15 protein-coding genes and 1 tRNA gene are annotated in these 14,590 nt (G+C 70.3%); 12 read left to right on the plus strand and 4 right to left on the minus strand.

All coding sequences use genetic code 11. The annotated features are described in order from the left end of the window. The first annotated feature begins 1 nt into the window (after position 1). Together ACRWNP_RS00650 and ACRWNP_RS00655 are read left to right on the plus strand one after the other, a co-directional pair. Positions 2–3,433: a hypothetical protein gene (locus ACRWNP_RS00650; RefSeq protein WP_431958859.1), complete on the plus strand. Its 3,432-nt coding sequence runs from the start codon at positions 2–4 to the stop codon at positions 3,431–3,433. Continuing rightward, positions 3,423–5,987 carry an ATP-binding protein gene (locus ACRWNP_RS00655; protein ID WP_431958860.1) on the plus strand — a complete coding sequence of 855 codons (2,565 nt, stop codon included), beginning with the start codon at positions 3,423–3,425 and terminating at the stop codon, positions 5,985–5,987. Before ACRWNP_RS00650 ends, ACRWNP_RS00655 begins: the two co-directional genes overlap by 11 nt. Before the next feature lie 8 nt (positions 5,988–5,995). Here ACRWNP_RS00655 and ACRWNP_RS00660 read toward each other — a convergent pair whose 3' ends face one another. Further along, entirely contained in the window at positions 5,996–6,889 is an 894-nt protein-coding gene (locus ACRWNP_RS00660; protein WP_431958861.1) for a hypothetical protein, read from the minus strand. Positions 6,890–7,186: 297 nt separating this feature from the next. Between ACRWNP_RS00660 and ACRWNP_RS00665 the strand changes: the two genes are divergently transcribed. Continuing rightward, positions 7,187–7,459, plus strand: coding sequence for a hypothetical protein (locus ACRWNP_RS00665; RefSeq protein ID WP_431958862.1), 273 nt, complete (start codon positions 7,187–7,189; stop codon positions 7,457–7,459). 79 nt (positions 7,460–7,538) lie between these two features. Here the strand turns inward: ACRWNP_RS00665 and ACRWNP_RS00670 are convergent, their stop codons facing one another. After that, positions 7,539–7,964: a DUF7144 family membrane protein gene (locus ACRWNP_RS00670; protein ID WP_431958863.1), complete on the minus strand. Its 426-nt coding sequence runs from the start codon at positions 7,962–7,964 to the stop codon at positions 7,539–7,541. Between the two features lie 142 nt (positions 7,965–8,106). Here ACRWNP_RS00670 and ACRWNP_RS00675 point away from each other — a divergent pair, with 142 nt between their 5' ends. Beyond that, the gene (locus tag ACRWNP_RS00675; protein WP_431958864.1) at positions 8,107–8,703 is read left to right on the plus strand and encodes an HhH-GPD-type base excision DNA repair protein; all 597 of its coding nucleotides are present in this window, start codon (positions 8,107–8,109) and stop codon (positions 8,701–8,703) included. 2 nt (positions 8,704–8,705) lie between these two features. Here the strand turns inward: ACRWNP_RS00675 and ACRWNP_RS00680 are convergent, their stop codons facing one another. Then, entirely contained in the window at positions 8,706–10,232 is a 1,527-nt protein-coding gene (locus ACRWNP_RS00680) for a helicase HerA-like domain-containing protein (RefSeq protein WP_431958865.1), read from the minus strand. Positions 10,233–10,329: 97 nt separating this feature from the next. On the opposite strand from ACRWNP_RS00680, the gene ACRWNP_RS00685 reads away from it, so the two are divergent. Then, on the plus strand, positions 10,330–10,626 hold the full coding sequence (locus ACRWNP_RS00685; RefSeq protein WP_319134963.1) for a type II toxin-antitoxin system VapB family antitoxin: 297 nt from the start codon (positions 10,330–10,332) through the stop codon (positions 10,624–10,626). A gap of 132 nt (positions 10,627–10,758) precedes the next feature. Continuing rightward, on the plus strand, positions 10,759–11,436 hold the full coding sequence (locus ACRWNP_RS00690) for a LytR C-terminal domain-containing protein (RefSeq protein WP_431958866.1): 678 nt from the start codon (positions 10,759–10,761) through the stop codon (positions 11,434–11,436). A 78-nt stretch (positions 11,437–11,514) separates the two neighbouring features. Here ACRWNP_RS00690 and upp read toward each other — a convergent pair whose 3' ends face one another. Continuing rightward, a complete protein-coding gene (upp, locus tag ACRWNP_RS00695; RefSeq protein WP_431958867.1) occupies positions 11,515–12,150 on the minus strand; it encodes a uracil phosphoribosyltransferase in 636 nt (211 codons plus the stop codon). 145 nt (positions 12,151–12,295) lie between these two features. Here upp and ACRWNP_RS00700 point away from each other — a divergent pair, with 145 nt between their 5' ends. The 6 genes from ACRWNP_RS00700 to ACRWNP_RS00725 all read left to right on the plus strand — a co-directional run bounded on the left by ACRWNP_RS00700 (position 12,296) and on the right by ACRWNP_RS00725 (position 14,529). Continuing rightward, the gene (locus ACRWNP_RS00700; protein WP_431958868.1) at positions 12,296–12,505 is read left to right on the plus strand and encodes a hypothetical protein; all 210 of its coding nucleotides are present in this window, start codon (positions 12,296–12,298) and stop codon (positions 12,503–12,505) included. Positions 12,506–12,724: 219 nt separating this feature from the next. Further along, complete coding sequence (locus ACRWNP_RS00705; protein WP_431958869.1) at positions 12,725–13,267, plus strand: tRNA adenosine deaminase-associated protein; 543 nt, start codon at positions 12,725–12,727, stop codon at positions 13,265–13,267. Between the two features lie 38 nt (positions 13,268–13,305). Beyond that, positions 13,306–13,761: a tRNA adenosine(34) deaminase TadA gene (tadA, locus tag ACRWNP_RS00710; protein ID WP_431958870.1), complete on the plus strand. Its 456-nt coding sequence runs from the start codon at positions 13,306–13,308 to the stop codon at positions 13,759–13,761. Positions 13,762–13,771: 10 nt separating this feature from the next. Next, positions 13,772–13,858, plus strand: a tRNA-Ser gene (locus ACRWNP_RS00715). A 179-nt stretch (positions 13,859–14,037) separates the two neighbouring features. Beyond that, positions 14,038–14,202 carry a hypothetical protein gene (locus ACRWNP_RS00720; RefSeq protein WP_018558266.1) on the plus strand — a complete coding sequence of 55 codons (165 nt, stop codon included), beginning with the start codon at positions 14,038–14,040 and terminating at the stop codon, positions 14,200–14,202. Positions 14,203–14,232: 30 nt separating this feature from the next. Beyond that, positions 14,233–14,529: a Dabb family protein gene (locus ACRWNP_RS00725; RefSeq protein WP_431958871.1), complete on the plus strand. Its 297-nt coding sequence runs from the start codon at positions 14,233–14,235 to the stop codon at positions 14,527–14,529. The last annotated feature ends 61 nt before the right edge of the window (positions 14,530–14,590 follow it).

Below are 14,590 nucleotides of genomic sequence, written 5' to 3' on the forward strand. Positions count from 1 at the left end.
GATGGGAGTTGTGACAATCAGCCTGCGGTGCGCGGTCGTGCCCGTCAGGGCGACTGTGGGTTACGGCCGTTACGTCTCGCCGATCGAGTTGATCGTGTTGAAGGCCCTCACCCTCGACGAGCACGACGAGCTGCAGGAGGCGACGGCTTACGGTGCCGACCAACTCGCAGACATGTTGGGCCTCGGGCGCCGGCTGACCCTGGACGTGGTCTCAGACCTCTGGCACAAGGGTTACGTCACCGTGGACCTCGCACACGGCCAAGTGAAGGCCACCGCGGCGGTCCGCCGACACTCCCGCGAGGGCACGCTGAACCACCTGGACGGCGCAGAACAGCACGCCGCCACGTTCTCGCTCATGGTGGACGAACTCTCCGGAACTCTTCTCCCGGTCGGCGGCGAGGAGCGGCCGAGGGAGGGCAACCTCCAGGTGCCTGTGACGGGTTCGCGAGAGGACGAACAGACCTTCACCCAGTCGGAGCTGGTGGACGCCCTGCACGAGACGCTCCGCCGCGAACGCCGTGACCGCAGGGAACGGCACAATCTCCAAGAGAAGGAGATGGGCCGGGAGCAGCAGGTACTGACGGCGCAGATCGTGCCGCCTCAACTGCGCCCGCAGGCATCACACCGCTGGCTGGCGCTCACCGTCAACGTGGGTCTGGACCGCGACTCGGATCGTATCCGCCTGTCATCCACGGACACCGCTCTTCCCATCGAGAGCCGGCTGCGCGTGCTGGAGAAGATCGCCTCCCGGCTGGAGACCGCTCCGGACGACCCGTTCGCACGCGCCATCCGCGCCGCCGCCGACGTCGGGTACACGGAGCCACTGCCCTTGGAGGCAGCCCTTCAAAGATTCGACGAGGCGGTCGAATCGCTGACCCGGGCACCTGCGGGCACGTACCACGACCGTCACCTGGAGCTGGCCGACCAGGCGCGCCGTCTCAACGACCTACTGCGGCTCAGAGTCGCCTCCGAAGTCGGTGCACGGGTTCTGGTCGATCGGGAAGAGCACCGGAAGGCGCTGCTCGAGGTCATCAGCAAGGCCTCACAACAGCTGGTGATCAGCTGCCCTTCGATCGGTTACGAAGCCCTCCACGAGTTGCTCGAGCCTCTGGAGCGAGCGCTCGCCAACGGTGTGCGGGTGGTCATCCTGTGGGGCGACAGTCACCGCAGCACCTTGCCACCCCCCGTGTTCAACCTGTTGATGGAGTTGCGCGTCGGGGCGAAGAACCGGCTCATCTGGTCGCGACGTCCCAGTCGTACGCACGCCTGCCTGGCTGTGGCCGACGACCGTCACGCGCTGGTGACCGGATACCCGTTTCTGGGGCCGCCACCACCGCGACACGGCCGGGCGAGCAGGAGTCCGCAGAACCGTGCACGGCAGATCGGCAGCTTGATCGAGGCCCCCTCGTCCGGGCCCTGCGAGCCGGTCGAGGCGCTGTTGCGCTGGGCCAGGACAGCGGTTCCGGACTACATGGAGGGACGCCGCCTTCGCACCCGGCACAGCGAGCTGCGGCCCGCCCCGACGTCGTCCGAGCCGCTTCCGGCACCATGGCAGCCCGACCTCCCCGAGTTACCCGCGGCTCCGTCCGCGGCAACGGAAGGCGGCGCCCCCTCAGCGGGCTCCGTCGATCTCTGGCATCGTGCCTGGACCGAGTACGCCGCCGCACTCCGTCGTGAGCTGGAGGCCCGCACCCGGCCGTGGGCAGCAGCGCTCATCGACGGGGACCACCGCGACCTGTTGTGGCAGGCCCTGCGGCACGCCCGTTCCCGGCTGCTGGTGTCATCGGCGCTCATCGGCCCGGACGCGTTCGACTCCAGAGTGGCCGACGCAGTCAAGGGACGCCTCTGGAGCGGCGCTGAGGTCACCCTCGCACACGGACGGCAGAGCGAGACTACGGGCACGGCCGAGGGTCCTCGCAGGTTGCTGGGCGAACTGCGTAAGGAATTCCAGGGCCGTGGGCTGAGCGTGCTCACCCAGGCGACCAACGCCAGGATCCTCGTCGCAGACGACGACTGCGTCGTCGGCAGCTTCGATCTGCTCTCCGTCGGCACTCATTCGGCAGGATCGCCGTACAGACGGCCGACGGAGATCGGGGTGCGGATCGTCGACGGAACCGTGGCGGGGCAACTGACGGCCGCAGTTCGCGGTGCGGCCACAGGCGAGAGCGGCCCCGAGGAGCCCGCCGAGGAGGAACCGCTCGCGGTGCCCGTTCCGGAGCGGCCGAGGGCTGCGACCTCGGCACAGCGGTTGCTCAACGCGCTCGCCTCGGCCCCCGACGCCGCCGACGCCGCCGCCACGGCATCCAGGATTCGGAGCGCCGTCGAAGAACTGGCCAAGGAGGACGGTCCGGCAGCCGTATGGTCGCTCCTCGACACCTTGAAAGGCCACCCGGACCACTTCCCGGTGCTGAGGGTGGCGGCGGCCCATGCGATCCGGCACTTCGACGGAGACAGCACACATCGTCGGTGGCAGCGGTGGCTCATGCGTGATCGCTGGGACTCAGGCGCGTACATGGAGGCCGCGCTCCTGCGCGCTGCCATGCCCGCCGAAGAGACCCGGCCTCGACTCAGGCTGGCGCTGGCGGTGCTGCTCCGGGGTGGCGAGGGGCTTGACGCCGCAGTGGAGTACGCGGCCCTCGGGACGGACGAGGCACTCACCCAAGGCCTCCCGGGTGCACGCGCCGAGGCAGCCGCGCTGTCCACCCTGTGCGTGAACGAGATCCTGCTCGGCAGACGCGGAACCGCCGCCGCCGGCGTCCTGGAACTTCTGCATCCAAACCTCGGTTCGCCCTGGCAGCAGTTGTCCGAGCTGGCCCTGGAACACCATGCGACAGGACTCGGCCCGCTGCCTATGCCCCAGATCCGGGCGGAGCGTGACTCCGCCCGTCACCAAAGCGAACTGGACGCGGCCTGGGAGTTGCTGGACCGCCGGCTGGAACGCACGGCCGCCGTCACCTTCCGTTTCGTGTCCGGCATCCGTACCCATGCCGCACTCTTCCACTCTGCGGGCGAGTTCGGCCGCCTCCGGGCTCCCGTACGCTCGCGGGACACGGAGGCCGTGAGGCGGTGGGTGTCCGAGCACCCGGTCAGCGGGATCGACCAGTTGCTGGACGACACCACACGCTCATTGGAGTCCAGTTACCAACTGCACGTTCTCGAACGCGGACAGCGACGAAACTTCGTTGCCCGGTTGTCCGAGGTGGTCGAGGCCGCCGAGGACGTCGTGCGGCTCCTGGACGCCGGCGGATCGGCGCACGCCGAAGGGCTGGCGTCCCATTTGCCGACAGCGAGGGCCCTTGCAGGACTCATGGCACAGATGTCGGCTGCGGCCGACGGGACCGACGGCCCCGAGCGCAGTCTCGTCGGCCGACTGCTGCGTGAACTGGCCGAGCCCGCGGCATGGGCGGGTCGTGAGGACGGACATGGTGAATGACGAGCCCCGGGACGGCTTCACTCATCCAGCGCTCCAGCAACTGGTGCCGACCTGGACCGAGCGGTGGCGCTACCCGGACCTGATGAGACTGCTGAGCCGGCCCGAGGGCGGATGGGACACGGCGGCAGCGGCAACGGCGATCCTGAACGGGCTGGCCGAACCCGTCACCTCCCCCGAGGACGCAGCACACCATCTTGTGGTCCAAGGAGAATTCCGCGCGGCCCGGCTGGTTCCCGGCGGCGAGGCCGTGGACGTCGACGCCGCCGTCGCCACGGCACGGGAAGCGATGGCCCGCAGAGCGGAGAGCCTCGTCAGGCTGGCCCGACGCGCGGGACTGCCGGAGAACCGTCCACCCGGACTCGGGGCCATGGCGGACGACCGCACTGCGGACTACGAGGCGGCTCTGGATGGCTGGCAACGGGACATCGAGGAGCGCTCCCAGCGCAAGGCGGAGGTGCTGGAGGACAGACTGCTCGACGTACTCGATGCACTCCCGCCGTCCGAGGACTCCTCTCATGGGGGGCGGCCCAGCTCAGGCTGGGAGGAAGCCGTGCGGGACTGCCTCGCCGATGGCGAACTTGCTGCCGCGGAGAGACTGATCGTCGCCGGCCCTTCGCCCGACGCGCCGACCGGGCATCTGACCGTGCGCCGGTGGACACGCTGGCCGTGGCCGGACCACACCTTGGACGAAGTGCTGAGCTGGTACCGCGGTACGGTGGCGATGGGCCCGGAGTTCAATTCCATGTGGCGCTCGTCCGAACCATTGGACCGGGCCCTGATCGAGGCGCTGGCCGACCTGCGCAAGGGCCCCACCGCGGACCGCGTGAGGCGATTCGCCACCGCGCTCGACGACCGGCTCGGCGCAGAAGGCGTCCGGCACCGGGTCCTGCCCGCGGGCGACGGCTTCGTGACCTGGCTGTCCGGGGTGACCGACCACCGGCGCATCGCCCGTTTGGGCCTCCCGCTGCAGCTTCCCCTGTACGTGGGGCCGGACGACTGGGTACCCGCCGACGACTGGGACGGACCCGCCGTGTGGCTGGTCCTCCGCACGCAACTCGAAGAGGAGGACCTCACAGTCACGGAGCACGGCATTGCACCCGTCGACGCCTCCACCATCCTCGAGCTGGCGGCACCGAGCGCCCAAGGCGCCTCGGTGACCTCCCGCCGCATCAACCTGCTCCGAGCCGTCTGCCGCCGGCTGCGGGTCTCCCATGTGATCGGGGCGGAGCCGGCGCCGGATGAGGAGGCCGCACCCGGCGGTCACCCCTATGAGGCACGCGAGGACCTGGAGTGGTGGCTGGACCTGCTGGGCGTCCCCCGCACAGGGTCTGTCGCGGACGCACTCCTCTACGACACCGAAGGCCACCCCGTGGTGCTCCGCGCCGCTCTTGCCGAGCTGATACCGGACGGGCTGTACAGGGAGCGCTCGGCAGTCGAGGAACTCACCCTGGACGCGCTGGACGCCTGGCGCTCGGACCGGGGGCGACAGGAACGCTTTCACGACCGCGTGATGCGTGAATCCTTCGGCTCTGATGTACAGGCTGCGGTTGTTCTGCGAGCGCTCCTGTACGTCCGGCACGTCGATCCGGCACGACAGCTTTCCACGGCGGAGGTCACCGATGTCCTGAGCGCCGTGCACCCCGGCCCACTGCCGGTCTCCGTGGAAGCCGCCCTGTCGAGGGTCGCGACCGCCGGTTTCCTGAGGGCACGGGACGATGCCGGAGTGCGGTACGAGTGGGCGGGCGCGGGCCTAGCCGCCCTGTTGGCGGGAGTGGGCCCCACTGTCCTGGAGAACCGGCTCAACGCAGACCTGGTGGAACTCACCGAGCTGCTCGACCGCAGCCAGGACAGTGCCACACGCGGCGAGATCACCATCATGCAGTCCTACGGCCATCATGTGACCGTCGACCTGCGAGGGGCACTGGAGCGCCTCGACAGGGGTGACATCGAGGGAGCGAGGCAGGCGGTCGAGAAGGCCCGGGCCTCGGTCCGCCGCGTGCAGGATCCCGAAGCACTCCAGGAGGACCTGAACGCGCAGTCGGAGATCGACCTGCGCATCGAACTCGGCCGCCGGTGCCGGGACAATCGGATCAACAGTTCGAGCAAGGCACAGGTCACCCTACTGCCGACGGATGGTGAGACCCCGGTGGTGGTCTGGGGCAGCAGGCAACTGCTGAAGCTGGCTTTCGACAGCCTGCTGCAGAACGCGCTGCGCGCCGTCGCCAGCCAGGGACGCGAGGGCGTGGTGACGGTCACGCTGGAGGTTCGCCATCGTGGTCCCGGTGGCTCCGGGCAGGCTCTGGCACGAATCGACATCCAGGACAATGGTCCCGGCGTCGACGCCAGGTGGTTGCCCGTCCTCAACGGCGAGCGCCGCCGGGTGGACGGGGACGGACTGCAGCCGCTGGGCTCGGGGCAGGGCGTGCGCTACGCGCGGGACCACATCGCGCGACACGGGGGCACGCTGCGTTTCCTCCCCTCTCCTGCGGGTGAAGCGGGCGCCCTGGCCAGGATCGAACTTCCGGTGACGGGCTCGCGGGGCTCCATGCGCTGACGGCCTCTTCACACGGGGCGGATCATCTGGTCCACGACCCGCAGGGTGTCGCGCCGAAAGTGCCCCCTCACCTGGCGGGGGTCGTCCTTGAAGCAGATACCCGACAGGCCGTACTCCTCGGTCAGCTCCTTGATCCGCTCCTTGATGTTGCCCGGCGGCAAGAAGGCGGTGAGCAGTACCCGGGGTACTCCCCGGACACGGAGGTCGTCCAGGACCAGGAAGCCATCGCTGTCATCGTTGTCTGGTGTGAGGTGGCGGTCCACGAGCGCCCCGTCGAAAGTGTTCTGCCGGATCTCCGAGTGGTAACCGGCCGTGCTTGTGACGAGTCTCGCCTCGTAGCCCTTCTCCTCGAACAGCCTGACCAGTTCCGGGCCCATGATCTCGTTGTCCTCGACGATGAGGAGCCGCCGCCGCCTGACCGGAACGCGAGCCGGATCCAAAGCATCCACCCGCATGATCTCCGGGTCAGAGGGGAAGTTGCCGGCGAAGTCCAGCCAGCCGTCGACTTCGACCCCTTCGTGGAACAACCGCTCGACCTCGCCAATCAAGCGGTCCCGCGCCCGGTACGCCTCGCTCCAGTGCCGCTTGTCGAGGGCGTGGAGGGAGCGAGGATCCCCCCGCCATAGCCTCAGGAGGGCGCTGACCTGCTCGGCTTCGGGGTCAGCGGGCAGTGCCTCGACCTGGTCCGGAAACTCCAGAGCGTCCAGCCGGACCGTACCCTGCTCCAGGCGGTACGACCCGCCGTTCTGCTTGGGCAAGGTCACCCCGTGGCGCTGGAGCACGGCACGTGCCTGCCGAACAGCCTGTTCCACGGAGTTGTCCTCACGACTGCGTGGCAGCATGCCTTTCAGGGATTCGGCCTTGATGGGTCTGCCCTTGGCGAAGACCAAGCGCAGAAGCACGGCCGCGGACGTCCCTGTGAGCGTGTCCCTGGACCCCGGGCTCTCGATGACCACTTCCCCCAAGGCAGAGACCAGCGGCTTGCCCTGTGTACCTCCTGCCCCCATGACATCACGATAACGCCGGAGGGCAAGTCAGCTGAGTTTCCACCCAAATTGCTTGCGCGGGGGCTCGGTTGGCATTCAGCGAAGGGGTGGAGGACGGCCTCAGCGCCCGTCTCCAGTCTGGACGACACGGGGTGAGAAACCCCGTCGGCGGTCCGGATCGCCGCCTCGTCGCATCCCTCACCGGAGGTCCTGATGTCCCAGTCCCTGCTCGCCGCAATCCCCTGGCAGAACGCCGGTATCGCCACGGCCGTGGTACTGACGGTCAGCGTCCTGCTCAAGCTTGTCCTGCTCGAATGGTTCTCACGCAAGAAGCCCGCGGTCCGCCGCGACGTCCTCCTCTTCGCCCGGCTGCTCTTCGCCGGCCGGAGCGGCAGGTCCCGCGGCGGGGCCGGAGGAGGGGCCGGAGGGGGTGACGGGGGAACGGAAGCGCAGAGCACCGAACCCGGCGGCCCCGAGGGCGCCTGAGACCCCGCGAGACCACTGGACGCATCGGGACCGGCCCGCGCACAGCGGGCCGGTCCCGGCCGTTTACGGGCACCCGGGGTCAGGCCCGCTTCGGGTGCTCCCCCCAGCTCCTGCACAGCGCCCAGATGACGAAGACGTCGATGGCGATGACGATGATCGCCCACACCGGGGTGTACGGCATCCACGCGAAGTTCACGATGATGTTGAACGCCGCCAGGGCGACACCGGCGACCCGGGCCCAGTCGGGGGCGTTCTGGAGCAGGGCGGTGCCGACCACGACGACCAGCACGCCGAGCACGAGGTGGATCCAGCCCCACGCCGTCAGGTTGAACTTGAAGACGTAGTCGCCGAGCCGCACCCAGATGTCGTCCTTGGCGATGGCCGAGATGCCCTCGAGGATCATCACGACACCGGAGACGATGAGCAGGACCCCGGCGAAGGTGGTGCCGCCCGTCGCCAACCCCGAGTGCGGACGCTCGGCGACCGGCTGTGTCTGCTGGCTCATGAGATGGCTCCCGTCCCTTGCCGCCCGGGCTCACTGCCCGGACACTCCACACGGTCCGCCCGGCCGGTGGGTACGGCCATCCGCGCTCCGCCGTCCGGGTGACCCGCGGGCGGCAAACCCCGGCAGGCGAGATCATCGGTGCATGGCAACCACACTCCACCTCGCGCAGCAGCCCGAGGCCGACGCCCTGCTCTCCCGCAGTCCGCTGGCGGCCCTGGTCGGCATGCTGCTCGACCAGCAGATCCCCATGGAATGGGCCTTCTCCGGCCCCTGGACCATCGCGCAGCGCATGGGCCGCGACGACCTCGACGCCGGCGAGATCGCGGCCTACGACCCCGAGGCCTTCTCCGAACTGCTCGCGCAGAAGCCCGCCGTCCACCGCTACCCGGGGTCGATGGCCAAGCGGGTCCAGCAGCTGTGCCAGTACCTCGTGGAGCACTACGGCGGTGACGCGGAAGGGGTCTGGCGCGATGTCACCGACGGCCGCGCGCTGCTGGCCAGGCTCAACGAGCTCCCCGGCTTCGGGAGGCAGAAGGCGCAGATCTTCCTGGCGCTGCTGGGCAAGCAGCTCGGCGTGACGCCCGAGGGGTGGCGCGAGGCGGCGGGCGCCTATGGGGAGCGGGGCTCGCACCGGTCGGCCGCCGACATCACCGGCCCCGAGTCGCTGGACAAGGTGCGCGCCTTCAAGCAGGAGCAGAAGCGGGCCGCCAAGGAGGCGAAGACCGCGAAGGAGTCCTGACCCTAGCGACGGCGGCGCTTGGACGTACCGAAGAGGGACCGGGTGATCTCGCGCCCGATCTGGGTGCCGATGGAGCGGGCCAGCGACTGGAAGACCCCGCTGCCCATCACCTGCTCCACCACTCCCGTCTCCTCCTGCGGGCGCTCCCGGCGTCCGCAGCCGCCAGGGCCCGCCGCGGACCGCCCCACCAGCCGCTCGTACGCCGACTCCCGGTCCACCGCCTGCGCGTAGCGCCCGTAGAGCGGCGAATTCCCGACCGCCGCGTCCATCGCCGCCGGGTCGGCGGGACCCATCAGCGACCGCGGCGCCCGCAGCCGCACCGCGGCGACCGGGGTGGGGGAGCCGTCCTCGTCGAGGACGGTGACCACGGCCTCGCCGGTGCCGAGCCCGGTGAGCAGTTCCTCCAGGTCGTACGGCGAGGTGGGAAAGGTGCGCACCGTCGCCTTCAGCGCCTTGGCGTCCTCCGGGGTGAAGGCGCGCAGCGCGTGCTGCACCCGGTTGCCGAGCTGGCCGAGCACCTCGGAGGGCACGTCCTTCGGGGTCTGTGTCACGAAGAAGATACCGACGCCCTTGGAGCGGATCAGCCGCACGGTCTGCGTGATGGCCTCCAGGAAGGCCTTGCTCGCCCCGGTGAAGAGCAGGTGCGCCTCGTCGAAGAAGAAGACCAGCTTGGGCCGGTCCGGGTCGCCGACCTCCGGAAGATCCTCGAAGAGGTCGGCCAGCAGCCACATGAGGAAGGTGGAGAACAACTGCGGCCGGTCCCGCACGGCGGGCAGTTCCAGTACGGAGACGACGCCCCGCCCCTCGCCGTCCGTGCGCAGCAGCTCGGCGGTGTCGAACTCCGGCTCGCCGAAGAAGGCCCCCGCGCCCTGTGCCTCGAAGGTCGTCAGCGACCGCAGGATCACCCCGGCCGTCGCCGGCGATACCCCGCCGATCCCCTTCAGTTCCGGCTTGCCCTCGTCGGAGGTGAGGAAGGTGACCACGGCCCGCAGGTCCTTCAGGTCCAGCAGTTCCAGGCCCTTGGTGTCGGCGTAGTGGAAGATCAGGCCGAGCGACTGCTCCTGCGTGGTGTTGAGCCCCAGCACCTTGGACAGCAGCACCGGACCGAAGCTCGTCACCGTGGCCCGCAGCGGGATGCCCCGGCCGATGCCGCCGAGAGCGTAGAACTCGGCGGGGCAGCCGGCCGGGCGCCATTCCTGGCCCACCTCGGCGGCCCGCCGGGCGACGCGGTCGCCGGGCACGCCCGGGGCACAGATGCCGGAGACGTCGCCCTTGACGTCGGCCAGGAAGACCGGCACGCCGTGCGCGGAGAGCTGTTCCGCGACGAGTTGCAGCGTCTTGGTCTTGCCGGTGCCGGTGGCACCGGCGACGAGCCCGTGCCGGTTGAGCACCGCCAGCGGGACGCGGACGGGTGCCTCGGGCAGCGCGCGGTCCTCCCACAGCAGGGCGCCGAGTTCGAGGGCCGGTCCGGTGAAGGCGTACCCCTCGGCGATGGCCCGGGCGGCGCCGGACGGGCTCGGCGTGGTCATGGGCTGCTCCGCTGCTCCCGCTATCACAGTATTTGCCCACCATCGCACTCCTGCGCCGTTGCTGCGCCCGTACGCCCTTGCCCGGTAGGCTTTCCGTGTGATCTTCAAGCGCATCGGAAACGGGCGGCCGTACCCCGACCACGGCCGGAAAAGCACCCGTGAATGGGCGGACGTCGCCCCACGTCCGGTACGCCTCGACCAGTTGGTCACCACCAAGGGGCAACTCGACCTGGAGACCCTCCTCGCCGAGGACTCGACCTTCTACGGGGACCTGTTCGCGCACGTCGTGAAATGGCAGGGCGACCTCTACCTGGAGGACGGGCTCCACCGGGCCGTGCGCGCGGCGCTGCAGCAGCGCCAGGTGCTGCACGCCCGGGTGCTGGAGATGGACTGAGCCCCGGACCGCTTCACGGGCCCGCCTCCGCCAGGGGTCTCCTTCGCCCTTTCGGGTTCAAGTGCCCCCCGTTGGCCCCGATTGGTTGATCATTTAGTAGGCCCGGACGCCCAATCGCACTACGCTGCGCACATGAGCATGCTGACGCCCCCCGGCATGGGCGGGAAGTACCGGGTGACCGGGAACCAGTACCCGCGGATGCGCCGCCCCCGGAGCAGGGTGCGCATCGTGGCGGTCGTCGTGGCGGCCGTTGCCGTGGTCGGCGTGGCCGGCTGGGGCACGCTCCAACTGGTCGACGTCTTCGGCGGCAAGTCCACACCCGCGAAGAACACGGCCGCCAAGGCGGAGAACGCCGCCAAGGAGCGCACCTGCAAGGCCGCGGCCGCACCGGGCTCGGCCGGGGCGGCCCCGACCGCCTTCCCGGAGCCCGGGGAGCTCACGATCAACGTCTACAACGCCACCGCCAAGGGCGGCCTGGCCAAGGACACCGCGGACGAGTTCGCCGCACGCGGCTTCAAGGTGGGCACCTTCGGCAACGCCGACCCCGAGTACGACCGCAAGGTGAAGGTGGCCGCGCTGCTGATCGGGGGCCACGGCCCCAAGGCCGAAGCCGCGATGAAGCTGGTCAGCGCCCAGATCAAGGGCACGACCACGTTGAAGCCCGCGGCCGCCGGCTCCAAGCGCCCGACCGGCACGGTGGACGTCATGCTCGGCACGGGCTTCACCAAGCTCTCCGGCGACAAGGCCGTCGAGAAGGCCCTTGCCGCCCTGGCCCGCCCGAGCGCGGCGCCGAGCGCCGGCACCTGCTAGGCCACGTCCCACGACGGAACCGGCCGCCGGGGCGTCAGGCCCCGGCGGCCGGTTGCGTGCGTCGTGGGACGGCCGGCGTCAGCCGGCCGTGCCGTACAGGCGGTCGCCCGCGTCGCCCAGGCCGGGGACGATGTAGCCCTGCTCGTTGAGGCGGTCGTCGACCGCCGCGGTGACCACGGTGACCGGCTTGCCGGCCAGCGCGCGCTCCATCGCCTCGACACCCTCCGGGGAGGCCAGCAGCACCACGGCCGTCACGTCGTCGGCGCCCCGCTCGATCAGCAGGTCGATCGCGGCGATCAGCGTGCCTCCGGTGGCCAGCATCGGGTCGAGGACGTAAACCTGTCGCCCGGACAGGTCCTCCGGCATGCGGGTGGCGTAGGTCTTGGCCTCCAGGGTCTCCTCGTCGCGGATCATGCCGAGGAAGCCGACCTCCGCGGTCGGCAGGAGGCGCACCAGGCCCTCCAGCATCCCGAGGCCGGCCCGCAGGATCGGCACCACCAGCGGACGCGGGTGGGACAGGCGCACACCCGTGGTGTCCGCGACGGGGGTGCTGATGTCCACCTGCTCGGTCCGCACGTCACGGGTCGCCTCGTAGGCGAGCAGGGTGACCAGCTCGTCGGCCAGCCGACGGAAGGTCGGCGAGTCGGTGCGCTCGTCGCGCAGGGTGGTGAGTTTGTGCGCCACCAGGGGGTGGTCGACGACGTGGATCCGCATGTCCACGACTTTAACGTTCGGCTCGCGGCCCGGCCCGCCCGGTCCGTGCGGCCGGCCAGGCTTCGAACCACCCGGGAGGGGGAATGCGTGCACTTACTCCCGGACTGTCCCGGCCGGGCACGTGGATCTCTAGGGGTGGTGCCCCATGGCGGAGCGCGGCAGCGACGGCGCCGGCGCGGACGACACGGGCGACGCTGGTACGCAGCGGGAGCGCGACGCCGAACGCAGACGGCGCCGCGCCATGTTCCTGCGCGAGCTGAACGAGGCCAAGCAACTCCGTGACCGCGTCCAGCCACGCCGGGCGCGCGCGGCACGCGCGCGCCAGCAGATGCGGATGCGGACGTTCCGCTGGTAGTCCCCAGGTCGGCACAATGCCCCGCCTGGCGGGCGCCGAGGGGGTCCGCGCAGGCCGCCGCACGGAAAAAAGCCGGAAGGCCTCTCACGACGCAGCGCGGAAGACCCTTCGCAAAGCCGAGGTTTCTGCCACGATGCCGAGTGTGGGCGGGGACCTGCGCCAGATCATTCGGCTCCCGCCCGAAAGTCCGGACGGCCTGAGACCTGTGGGAGAGTCACGGTGTACTTCGCCGCACTGCTCGCGCGCACCGAGGACGGTTGGGAAGCGCGCGAGACCGATCTCGACGATGTGGAAACCCTTGGCGACCTGACCGACCTGGCCCGGGCGGCTTCAGCCGGGGAGGATACGGTCCTGGTCTTCATCGAACAGGAGGACGCCTGGTTCGGCGTCGTCCGTGTCGACGGTGAGGAGGACCCGCGGATCTACGTGTCCGACGCCGCCACCGCCGCGCGCAGCTCGTACGGGGAGATCCTGCTCACCGACGAACTGCTGGGCCGCGACCCCGAGGACCTGGACGAGATCGTCGACCTCGACGGCACCGAGGAAGGTGACGCCGACGACCTCGACGACGACGTGGTGCCCGGCCCGACGGAGGTGCACGTCCCCGTGGGACCGCTCGGGGACGCCGAGCTCCTCGCGGACTTCGGCATGAGCGCCAAGGAACTGCTGGCCCTCAGTGGCGACGGCGCGCTGACCGGGGAGGCGCTCGGCGAGATCGCCGACTCGCTGGGCTGCGCCGATGTGCTGGAGGCGGTCCGCTGACCGGTCCGGACCCACTGCGCGACCCCTGGGTCTCCCCGATGCGGCTCGCCCTCGAGGAGGCCCGCCTCGCCCCGCGCACCGGCGACGTGCCGGTGGGCGCGGTCGTACTGTCCCCGCAGGGCACGGTCATCGGCCGCGGCCGCAACGAACGCGAGGCGGTCGGCGACCCGACCGCCCACGCGGAGGTGATCGCCATCCGCGAGGCCGCGAAGGCGCTCGGGGAGTGGCGGCTGACCGGCTGCACGCTCGTGGTGACCCTGGAGCCCTGCACGATGTGCGCGGGGGCCGTCGTCGCCGCCCGCCTCGAACGCGTGGTCTACGGCGCGCTGGACGAGAAGGCCGGGGCGGCGGGCTCCCTGTGGGACCTCGTCCGCGACCGCCGGCTCAACCACCGCCCGGAAGTGATCCACGGCGTGCTCGCCGAGGAGTGCGGTGAGCTGCTCACCCACTTCTTCCGATCAAAGGATTTCGGAGCACACCCGGACGTCCGCTAAGCTCTCTCTCGGTAGCGTGTCCGAGCGGCCTAAGGAGCACGCCTCGAAAGCGTGTGAGGGGGCAACTCCTCCGTGGGTTCAAATCCCACCGCTACCGCTGCGAGTGACAAAGGTGAGGCGCCCGGTCCCTTCGGACCGGGCGCCTCGCCGTTTCCGGCCGTCCGGACCGCGCTGCGGCGGGTGTCACAGGGGGAGCGGGACGGGGCCGCGGATCACCCGCAAGGAGGCCTTCCGTCACCCGGTCTGATGGGGCCATCCGGTGGATACACTCCAGCCATGGCGCAGGCGAAGAAAATCACCATGTACGTCATCGTGGCTTTCGTGCTCTATACGATCGTGACGTCGCCGGCCCGCGCAGCCGATCTCGTGCAGATAGGCTTCCAGGGCATATCGGACGCCGCCAAGGGCGTCGGAGAGTTCATGACCGCGCTGGTCAACTGACCGCCGGGAGCCGGCGAGGAGCACAGCACCGTGATACGCCACCTGGTCCTTTTCAAGCTCAACGAGGGCGTGGAGCGCGACGACCCGCGGGTCGCGGCCGGCGTCGACGCCTTCGAGCGGCTCGGCGGGCAGATCCCCGAGCTGGCCTCCTGGGAACTGGGCTGGAACATCTCGGACCGTCCGATCGCGCACGACTTCGCGATCAACTCCTCGGTGGCGGACGCCGACGCGCTCAAGGCCTACCTGGAGCACCCGGCGCACCAGGCCGGGGTGGCACTGTGGCGCGAGTTCGCCACCTGGGTGGTCGCCGACTACGTGTTCGAGTGACGCCCCGCGGCGGCCCGTCGGGCCCCGCTCCTGACGCACAGCCCTCCGCCCGCCGGGCGGA

Origin of the sequence: Actinacidiphila sp. bgisy160, assembly GCF_965342435.1 — a bacterium.
Taxonomy (GTDB): Bacteria; Actinomycetota; Actinomycetes; order Streptomycetales; family Streptomycetaceae; genus Actinacidiphila.

What these genes read in the sequence shown, in the direction of transcription:
- ACRWNP_RS00650 (WP_431958859.1), top strand. Translation starts at nt 2, where the DNA reads ATGGGAGTTGTGACAATCAGCCTGCGGTGCGCGGTCGTGCCCGTCAGG.
- ACRWNP_RS00655 (WP_431958860.1), top strand. Translation starts at nt 3,423, where the DNA reads ATGGTGAATGACGAGCCCCGGGACGGCTTCACTCATCCAGCGCTCCAG.
- ACRWNP_RS00665 (WP_431958862.1), top strand. Translation starts at nt 7,187, where the DNA reads ATGTCCCAGTCCCTGCTCGCCGCAATCCCCTGGCAGAACGCCGGTATC.
- ACRWNP_RS00670 (WP_431958863.1), bottom strand. Translation starts at nt 7,964, where the DNA reads ATGAGCCAGCAGACACAGCCGGTCGCCGAGCGTCCGCACTCGGGGTTG.
- ACRWNP_RS00675 (WP_431958864.1), top strand. Translation starts at nt 8,107, where the DNA reads ATGGCAACCACACTCCACCTCGCGCAGCAGCCCGAGGCCGACGCCCTG.
- ACRWNP_RS00680 (WP_431958865.1), bottom strand. Translation starts at nt 10,232, where the DNA reads ATGACCACGCCGAGCCCGTCCGGCGCCGCCCGGGCCATCGCCGAGGGG.
- ACRWNP_RS00690 (WP_431958866.1), top strand. Translation starts at nt 10,759, where the DNA reads ATGAGCATGCTGACGCCCCCCGGCATGGGCGGGAAGTACCGGGTGACC.
- upp (WP_431958867.1), bottom strand. Translation starts at nt 12,150, where the DNA reads ATGCGGATCCACGTCGTCGACCACCCCCTGGTGGCGCACAAACTCACC.
- ACRWNP_RS00700 (WP_431958868.1), top strand. Translation starts at nt 12,296, where the DNA reads ATGGCGGAGCGCGGCAGCGACGGCGCCGGCGCGGACGACACGGGCGAC.
- tadA (WP_431958870.1), top strand. Translation starts at nt 13,306, where the DNA reads ATGCGGCTCGCCCTCGAGGAGGCCCGCCTCGCCCCGCGCACCGGCGAC.
- ACRWNP_RS00720 (WP_018558266.1), top strand. Translation starts at nt 14,038, where the DNA reads ATGGCGCAGGCGAAGAAAATCACCATGTACGTCATCGTGGCTTTCGTG.